Source organism: Serratia sp. (in: enterobacteria) (assembly GCF_046715635.1).
GTDB lineage: Bacteria > Pseudomonadota > Gammaproteobacteria > Enterobacterales > Enterobacteriaceae > Chania.
In genome coordinates this window covers 1-8,905 of sequence record NZ_JBKJYW010000115.1, presented here as the reverse complement: position 1 = coordinate 8,905, position 8,905 = coordinate 1, and the positions used below count along the sequence as shown (strand labels likewise).

9 protein-coding genes are annotated in these 8,905 nt (G+C 54.5%); 8 read left to right on the top strand and 1 reads right to left on the bottom strand.

What is annotated here, in order from left to right; genetic code table 11:
* From ACLQ7H_RS05535 to ACLQ7H_RS05525, 3 genes are all read left to right on the top strand, one after another.
* Window positions 1–200: hypothetical protein (locus ACLQ7H_RS05535; RefSeq protein ID WP_411751812.1), on the top strand; the 200-nt coding region annotated here is incomplete at its 5' end.
* A gap of 402 nt (window positions 201–602) precedes the next feature.
* The gene (gene ydgH / locus ACLQ7H_RS05530; protein ID WP_411751811.1) at window positions 603–1,553 is read left to right on the top strand and encodes a DUF1471 family protein YdgH; all 951 of its coding nucleotides are present in this window, start codon (window positions 603–605) and stop codon (window positions 1,551–1,553) included.
* Window positions 1,554–1,908: 355 nt separating this feature from the next.
* Window positions 1,909–3,300, top strand: a complete 1,392-nt coding sequence (locus ACLQ7H_RS05525) for an amino acid permease (RefSeq protein ID WP_411751810.1) — start codon at window positions 1,909–1,911, stop codon at window positions 3,298–3,300.
* 31 nt (window positions 3,301–3,331) lie between these two features.
* On the opposite strand, the gene ACLQ7H_RS05520 is transcribed toward ACLQ7H_RS05525, so the two are convergent.
* The gene (locus ACLQ7H_RS05520) at window positions 3,332–3,748 is read right to left on the bottom strand and encodes a hypothetical protein (RefSeq protein ID WP_411751809.1); all 417 of its coding nucleotides are present in this window, start codon (window positions 3,746–3,748) and stop codon (window positions 3,332–3,334) included.
* Window positions 3,749–3,868: 120 nt separating this feature from the next.
* On the opposite strand from ACLQ7H_RS05520, the gene folM reads away from it, so the two are divergent.
* The 5 genes from folM to ACLQ7H_RS05495 all read left to right on the top strand — a co-directional run.
* Window positions 3,869–4,591: a dihydromonapterin reductase gene (gene folM / locus ACLQ7H_RS05515; RefSeq protein ID WP_411751808.1), complete on the top strand. Its 723-nt coding sequence runs from the start codon at window positions 3,869–3,871 to the stop codon at window positions 4,589–4,591.
* 71 nt (window positions 4,592–4,662) lie between these two features.
* The gene (gene rstA / locus ACLQ7H_RS05510) at window positions 4,663–5,391 is read left to right on the top strand and encodes a two-component system response regulator RstA (RefSeq protein WP_021806502.1); all 729 of its coding nucleotides are present in this window, start codon (window positions 4,663–4,665) and stop codon (window positions 5,389–5,391) included.
* Window positions 5,388–6,692 carry a two-component system sensor histidine kinase RstB gene (gene rstB, locus ACLQ7H_RS05505; protein ID WP_411751807.1) on the top strand — a complete coding sequence of 435 codons (1,305 nt, stop codon included), beginning with the start codon at window positions 5,388–5,390 and terminating at the stop codon, window positions 6,690–6,692. The genes rstA and rstB overlap by 4 nt, the downstream gene beginning before the upstream one ends.
* 46 nt (window positions 6,693–6,738) lie before the next feature.
* Complete coding sequence (locus ACLQ7H_RS05500) at window positions 6,739–8,235, top strand: carboxypeptidase M32 (protein ID WP_411751806.1); 1,497 nt, start codon at window positions 6,739–6,741, stop codon at window positions 8,233–8,235.
* Window positions 8,236–8,519: 284 nt separating this feature from the next.
* A partial coding sequence (locus ACLQ7H_RS05495) for an MBL fold metallo-hydrolase (RefSeq protein WP_411751805.1) occupies window positions 8,520–8,905 on the top strand: 386 nt, incomplete at its 3' end.

The following is an 8,905-nucleotide window of genomic DNA, read 5'->3' as shown; positions in this document are numbered from 1 at the left end:
TGTTCTACCGTTTTCGGCGTTGCTGCAACTCGGGCTTCATTGGCCAACCGTTCTCTTGGTACACCAATACGCATAATGTTCCCTTCTCACCTGTTCTGATGATGTTTATTATCGTCTTACCCATAGCGATTGCACCGGCTGGCAAGTTTTTTATCAGCCTTGCCTGTCAACAAATTAAGGTGCCACCTATAACCTACTGAAAATGTGATCGATGATCCATAATTGCTTACGTTTACCCGTCAGTTTTTACATAAAAATGCACCTAAGGCTATGACAAATCTCAAATCTGGATGGAAAAACTGCCCGGAAGGCCCTTTTCAGCGCACTATTGTGCAGACCTGCTCCAAGGCCCTTTCCTGCCAGCCGCGGGCGGCAAGCATAAAAGTTATAAAATTGTGAATAATTAACATTAATGAGATTAAACGCTTTATTCTTGAAACTTATAACGCATTGGCCTCGTCGTGAATACGCAGCTTTGTCGCATCGCATAACATAAAATGCTGAGACACCCGGCGAGATTACATGTCATAATCTGCGGCTGAATTACACCTAAACTGTTCAGCACGTTATCAACGTTACTGCGCTTGGCGAAAGGATTTTTTATGAAGCTGAAGACCACGATCATCGCATCAGCCTTGTTATCACTTACTGCGCTGTCTGTGCAAGCCGCGCAAGAGTTAACTCCTGAGAAAGCAGCGGCCATCAAGCCGTTTGATCGCATCACCATTACCGGCCGTTTCAACGCTATCAACGAAGCTGCCGATGCCGTATCCCGCCGTGCAGATAAAATGGGGGCTGACGCCTTCTATATCCAGGATATCAACAACGGTAATAACGGCGGCAACTGGCGCGTCACTGCAGACGTCTATCATAAAGATGCCCCAGAAGTCAGCAAAGAGACCAAGTACCGCGTGATTAACGGCGTGAAAGAGCTGCCAAAAGAAGAAGCCTTCCTGCTTGAGCCTTACGATACCGTCACCGTCAGCGGTTTCTACCGCAGCCAGCCAGACATCAACGACGCCATCACCAAAGCCGCACAGAAGAAAGGCGCTGCCTCGTTCTTTATCGTGCGTCAGGTGGATGCCAACCAGGGCGGCAACCAGTTCATTACCGCTTACATCTATAAAGCCGATGCGCCGAAACGTGTGGTGCAGAGCCCGGATGCCGTGCCTGCCGATTCTGAAGCCGGTAAAGCCATGCTGGCCGCTGGTGGTGCAGAAGCTGCCAAGGTTGAGATCCCAGGCGTTGCCTCTTCCGGCTCACCAGCCCGCGACGTTGGCCGTTTCTTCGAAACCCAGACCTCTACCGGCCAGCGTTACACTGTAACCCTGCCCAACGGCACCAAGATCCAGGAAGTGAATAACGTCACCGCCGCACAAATGGTACCGTTTGATTCCGTGACCTTTACCGGCCACTTCAACAGCATGACCGACGTTTCCACCGAAGTGGCGAAACGTGCCGCAGAGAAAGGCGCCAAGTACTACCACGTGACGCGCCAGTGGCAGAACAAGAGCGGCGGCAACCTGACCGTCAGCGCCGATCTGTTCAAATAATCCCTGCTGCCACCTTGATCGAAGGGCTGCCACCGTGCAGCCTTTTTTTATGCCGCTGCTGAATAAGTTTTTATCCAATGCGCATAACCAATCATTGCATCCGCAAGCATCTCCCCTTAGAATTTGCGCCAATTTTTAGCTCCTTTATCTGCCCTTGCGGTAATTGCCATAACGTTATGGCTGGCCTGCACGGCTGATTTTTATCCCCTATGAATTTCAAGTTGCAGCTAGGCGACAAGAGCATGAACCCTAGGAACTTACTTGAGTAAGTGACTAGGGTTCATGCTCGCAGGTAACAACGCTGCAGCTTGAAAGGCGACGGGGATAGTCGTTTATTCTGTATCGGGATCCATCATTGGAAAGAAAACTTGGTCTTACCGCGTTAACCGCCTTGGTACTCAGCTCAATGCTGGGCGCAGGCGTCTTTAGCCTGCCGCAGAATATGGCCGAGGTTGCCAGCCCGGCGGCCTTGCTGATTGGTTGGGCCATCACCGGCGTCGGCATTCTGTTCCTGGCCTTTGCCATGCTGTTGCTGACCCGCCTGCGCCCCGATCTGGACGGTGGCATCTTCACCTACGCCAAAGAAGGCTTTGGTGAGCTGGTGGGCTTCTGCTCTGCATGGGGTTACTGGCTATGTGCGGTGATCGCTAACGTCTCTTATCTGGTGATCGTGTTTGCTGCGCTGAGCCTGTTTACTGACCGCAGCGGCACGGTGATCCTGGGTGATGGCAATACCTGGCAGGCGCTGATCGCCGAATCGTTGTTGCTGTGGATCGTCCATGCCTTGGTACTGCGCGGCGTGCAGACGGCGGCCAGCATCAATCTGGTGGCCACCCTCGCCAAATTGCTGCCGCTCGGCCTGTTTGCCGTACTGGCCGCTATCGCGTTTCGCATGGATACTTTCACCCTGGATTTCCACGGCGTTGCCCTTGGTACGCCAGTCTGGCAGCAGGTCAAAGACACCATGCTGATCACCCTGTGGGTGTTTATCGGTGTTGAAGGGGCCGTAGTGGTTTCCGCCCGCGCCAGACAGAAAAAAGACGTTGGCCGCGCCACCATGCTGGCCGTGATTTCCGCTTTGGCGGTGTATCTGGTGATCACCCTGCTGTCACTCGGCGTGGTGCCACGCAGTGAGCTGGCTGAAATGCGTAACCCGTCAATGGCGGTGCTGATGGTTGACCTGATCGGCCCTTGGGGTGACGTGATCATCGCCACTGGCCTGATCGTTTCAGTTTGCGGGGCTTACCTGAGCTGGACGATTATGGCGGCCGAAGTGCCCCTGTTGGCCGCTCAACACGGTGCATTCCCCAAAATTTTCCGCAAGCAAAACCGCAATCACGCCCCATCAGCCTCTTTGTGGTTGACCAATGGTGCGGTGCAAATTGCTTTGGTGATTATCTGGCTGACCGGCAGCAACTACAATTCGCTGCTGACCATCGCTTCCGAGATGATCCTGGTGCCGTATTTCCTGGTGGGAGCGTTCCTGTTCAAGGTGGCCCGTCAGCGGCAGGACAAGCGTCTGATCTTCGCCGCCAGCGGTGCCTGCCTGTATGGGCTGTGGCTACTTTATGCTTCGGGACTGATGCACCTGCTGATGTCGGTGCTGCTGTATGCGCCTGGCTTGCTGGTGTTTATGTATGCCCGCAGTGGGCATCAGGACGTGAAATTGCTCAACCGGTTAGAGAAAGGCACCGTTATGCTGCTGTTAGCCGCGACCCTCCCGGCCGGATGGTTTATGTTGCATTGATCGCCCCATTTAACCGGGTGGCCTCACCCGGTTAAATGCCACCCACCGGTTGCGCGTTAATGGTGATCCGTTCACCCACTTGCGTTACCAGCACCGATTCACCGCATTCTTTCTCAATGGCGGCCAACTGCTCCACAGCCAGCGGATACGGCAGCTGAATATCAAACACCACCAACTGTTGTTGCCGGGCCAGATCGATCAGGCGAACAATATTGACCTCATCGCTGACCTGCGTCGAAACCACCTGTAACGCCAACTCTTTCAACTGATCCTGGCGCGAGCGTGAGTCTGCCACGCGCGATTTCACTACCATGCCAAAGATAGGCATCACGCCATAGATCGCATCGATAAAGCTCCACTGCTTTTTGCAGGAGGCGGATAAAAAATCCATATAGTCGAAACAGACTTTCTCACTGCGCGCGACGAATGCAAGATGATCGTTGTTCATCTTCGTTACCCTTTTGGTAGCCAGTGCTGATATGTCATCGATGGGAAGCGTTATCTGCTTTCTGACGTATAATGGCATAATTCCTTTAATGTTTGCCAGTTTGCTCAGGAGCTTTACTCGATGGTCTCTCACAATTCGGCCCCTGTGCTGATCACCGGCGGAGCCCGCAGAATTGGGCTGGCTCTGGCCAAGTCGTTCTTACAGCGCGGCGTTCCGGTCATTATTGCCTATCGCAGCGAATACCCGGCATTAGCCGAACTCCAAGACCTTGGCGCAATCTGCCTGCAGGGCGATTTCTCTGCCCACGAAGGCATCTATCGTTTTGCCGATCAGGTAAAACAAGTTGCCCCAAAGCTGCGTGCCGTGATCCATAACGCCAGTGCCTGGTTAGCAGAGTCGGAGCAGACTCCACCGGAACAGGTCATGGCCTCAATGCTCCAAATCCACGTTTACACCCCCTACCTGTTAAACCAACTGCTGGAACCCTGCCTGCTTGGCCAAGGGCAAGCCGGTGCCGATATCATCCACCTGACGGATTATGTGGTGGAGAAAGGTAGTGACAAGCACATTGCCTATGCCGCCAGCAAGGCTGCGCTGGATAATATGACCCGTTCCTTTGCCCGCAAGCTGGCCCCCGAAGTCAAAGTGAATGCTATCGCCCCGGCGCTGATTATGTTCAACACCGGTGACGATGAAACCTATCGCCAGCAGGCGCTGACCAAATCCCTGATGCAGATCGCCCCAGGGGAAAGCGAAGTGGTCAATCTGGTGGATTATCTGATGGGCAGTTGCTACGTCACCGGGCGCACTCACGGCGTGGATGGCGGGCGACCGCTGCGTTAAATAATGGGCATGGCGCATCACCGAGCAGCGCGCTATGCTGGATGCCGTTTTTCCTATAAAACCGCCCTATTATGACTAAAATTGTTTTTGTAGAAGACGATCCTGAAGTTGGCAAACTGATTGCCGCCTATTTGGGCAAACATGACATTGACGTCATCATCGAACCGCGTGGCGATACGGCACAGGCCTGCATTGAGCGGGAACAACCTGATCTGGTGCTGCTGGATATCATGCTACCCGGCAAAGACGGCATGACGCTGTGCCGCGATCTGCGCCCGGTGTATCCCGGCCCGATCGTGTTGCTCACTTCGCTGGACAGCGATATGAATCACATCCTGTCGTTGGAAATGGGTGCGCATGACTACATCCTGAAAACTACGCCACCTGCGGTGCTGCTGGCTCGCCTACGTTTACACCTGCGTCAACACGGAGGTAATCAGCCAAAAGAAGAACAAACGCAGAACATCACCCAACATAATGCCGTGCATTTTGGCTTGCTGTGCATCGATCCGGTCAACCGCCAGGTGACGCTGGGGGAAGAGATCGTCACCCTTTCCACTTCGGATTTCGATCTGCTGTGGGAACTGGCGACCCATGCCGGGCAAATCATGGCCCGTGAAGCCTTACTGCAAAACCTGCGCGGCGTCAGCTACGACGGTATGGACCGCAGCATCGATGTGGCCATCTCACGCCTACGCCGCAAGCTGTATGACAATGCCCTAGAGCCGTTCCGCATCAAGACCGTGCGCAACAAAGGCTATTTGTTTGCCCCTAACGCCTGGGCATCGGTGCAGCAATGAGAAAACTGTTCGTGCAGTTCTTTTTACTGCTATTCGTCTGTTTTCTGGTGATGGCGATGCTGGTCGGCCTGGTTTACAAGGTTACCGCCGAACGCGCCGGGCGCCAATCGATGGACGACCTGATGAAGAGTTCGCTGTATCTGATGCGCAGCGAGCTGCGGGAAATCCCGTTGAAGGACTGGAACAAAACCATCGCCACCCTGGATTTAAACCTGTCGTTCAAGCTGCATATCGAACCGCTCGGCAAGCAAAACCTGAATGAAGACCTCACCAAGCGGCTGCGTCTGGGGGAAATTATCGCGCTGGACGATCGCTACACCTTTATGCAGCGCATTCCACGTAGCCATTACGTGCTGGTCGTTGGCCCCATCCCCTATCTGTTTTATCTGCACCAGATGCGCATCCTGGATTTGGTGCTGCTGATCTTTATCGGCATGTCGCTGGCCTTGCCGGTATTCCTGTGGATGCGCCCGCACTGGCAGGACTTGTTGAAACTGGAAAATGCCGCCCAACGTCTGGGGGCCGGGCATCTTGATGAGCGCACGCATTTTGTGCCCACTTCCAGCCTGTACCGGCTTGGCGTCGCCTTTAATCAGATGGCCGATAACGTCAACACGCTGATCGTCAGTAAAAAGCAGCTGATAGACGGCATTGCCCATGAGTTACGGACCCCGCTGGTACGCTTGCGCTACCGGTTAGCCATGAGCGATAACCTGACCGACGGCGAACAACAGGCGCTAAACCGTGATATCGCCCAGCTAGAATCTCTGATCGACGAGCTGTTGACTTATGCACGTCTGGATCGGCCTCAAGTCGCGTTAAATATCGAGCCTATCGATTTGCCCGGCTGGCTACGGGATAAGGTGGCCGATATTCAGTTGATCCACCCAGAGCGCGACATTGAGCTGAATATCCCGCATGTCGGTGATTTTGGCGGTGTCGATCTGCGGCTGATGGAGCGCGTATTAGACAACCTGGTCAACAATGGCCTGCGCTATTGCGAACGGCGTTTACGCGTCGGCCTATGGTTTGACGGTGACACAGCGTGCCTGCAGGTGGAAGACGATGGCCCAGGCATTCCCCCAGAAGAACGCGAACGGGTATTCGAACCCTTCGTCCGCCTCGATCCCAGCCGCGATCGCGCTACCGGCGGCTGCGGGCTTGGATTGGCGATCGTGCATTCCATCGCAGTGGCCTATCAAGGCCAGGTCTTTGTGGAGGCCAGCTCTTTGGGCGGCGCCAGTTTCCGCTTCTGCTGGCCGATTAAACCCCCTTTAGATACCAAAACAGCGCCGGCATAACGATCCGGCCCCGTTGGCTCAACGGATCCACTATGGAGTTGAACAAATGACATCTGCATCATCCTCTACGGCCTACGGCCAACTTCGCGCCCTCTTCACCCGCCTTTCGCGTTTTGACCACCTCTCGGCCATCAGCGGCTGGGATATGCAAACCATGATGCCGCCGGGTGGCAATAAGGCGCGTTCCGAGGCTTTGGCAGAGTTGAGCGTGTTGAAGCATCAAATCCTGACGGCACAGAAAACGGGTGAGCTGCTCGACCGCGCGCAACAAGAAGCGCTCGATGAATTTGACCGTGCCAACCTGCTCGAAATGCGCCGCCAGTATGACAATGCCGTGCTGGTGCCAGAAGCGCTGGTCGAAGCCAAATCCCTTGCAGGTGCGCGCTGCGAACATGCCTGGCGAGCACAACGCCCGGCCAACGACTGGGAAGGTTTTAGCGATAACCTACGCCAGGTGGTCAAGCTGAGCCGTGAAGAAGCGCAGATCCGCGCACAGGCGGCGGGCGTCAGCCGGTATGATGCGTTGCTCAATCTGTATGAACCTGGAATGCGCAGCAGCGATCTGGAGCGTATCTTTGGCGATCTGAAAATCTGGCTGCCCGATTTATTGCAAACGGTGGTCGCCAAACAGCAGCAGGAGACTTGCCTGATCCCGCAAGGTCCGTTCGATGTCGACACCCAGCGTAAGCTGAGCCTGAGCGTGATGAAGTTGCTCGGCTTTGACTTCGACGGCGGCCGGGTTGACGTTAGTGCTCATCCGTTCTGTGGCGGTGTACCGGAAGATGTACGCATCACTACACGCTACAACGAGAAAGAGTTCCTTACCGCGCTGCTTGGCATCGTGCATGAAACCGGCCACGCCCGCTATGAACAGAACCTACCACGTGAGTGGCTGGGTCAACCCGTGGCTCAAGCTCGTTCAACGGCGATCCACGAATCACAAAGCCTGTTCTTTGAAATGCAGCTGGCTCGCGGGAGTGACTTCCTGAAAGTTCTGCGGCCGCTGATCGTCAATCAGTTTGGTGAACAACCGGCCCTGGAAGAAAGCAACTTTATTCGCCTTAATCAGCGGGTGAAGCCTGGTCTGATCCGCGTCGATGCAGACGAGGTCAGCTACCCTGCCCACGTGATATTACGTTATGAGATTGAGCGTGCGTTGATTGAGGGCGAGATCGAAGTTGAAGATATTCCGGCACTGTGGAATGAGAAGATGCACAGCTACCTTGGCCTGGACACCGTGGGCGATTATCGCAATGGCTGCATGCAGGATATTCACTGGACGGACGGCGCCTTTGGCTACTTCCCAACTTACACCTTGGGTGCCATGTATGCGGCCCAACTGTTCGACAGCGCACGCAGCGCAATGCCAAAGCTGAGCGAAGATATTGCCGCCGGTAATTTGGGCGCGCTATTCCATTGGTTACAGCAAAATATCTGGCGTCACGCCAGCCGTTACCCTACCGATACCTTGATCACCAACGCCACTGGCAAGACGTTAGACCCAAGCTATTTCCGCCGGCATCTGGAAAGCCGTTACCTGTAATAATACCTTCAGTGAAGCCCCTCACCCTAACCCTCTCCCACAGGGAGAGGGGACCTAACGTGCCACATCTTAGCTACTGTATTCGTCCTCTAAATCGCCCCTGTTACAGATTAATTTCTGTACCTAACAACAGCTCCGTACCAACCCCCACTCCTTTTTGGGGAGAGGGTTGGGTAAGGGGAAAATGGGTAGCTTTTACGAAAAAGGGTTTCCCCACCCTTTCTCTGTACGCTAAGGTTATCCCTTCTACACCTTGACGTACTACATCGAGTCAAAGAGTCCACATGACCTTAACCATCAATGTGTTACTTGAAAATCGCCTGGCTGCCGGGGCGGATAAAACGTTAACCGCCAAAGCCGGGTTGAGTCTGTTAGTGCAGGACGAGTCGGACAGCGTACTTTTTGATACCGGGCCGGACGGCAGTTTTTTAAAAAATGCGGCCCAAATGGGGATTAGCCTCAACAACCTGACCGCTACCGTGCTCTCTCATGGCCATTACGATCACAGCGGTGGCGTCCCTTGGTTGCCCGATAACAGCCGAATCATTTGCCACCCCGGCGTGCAAGACGTGCGCTATGCCGCCGTTAATCTTCTGGGCCGCGTAAAAAAAATCAAACGGTTATCGCCGGAAGTGGATTACTCGCGCCACGCCATGGAGCTGACCCGAAC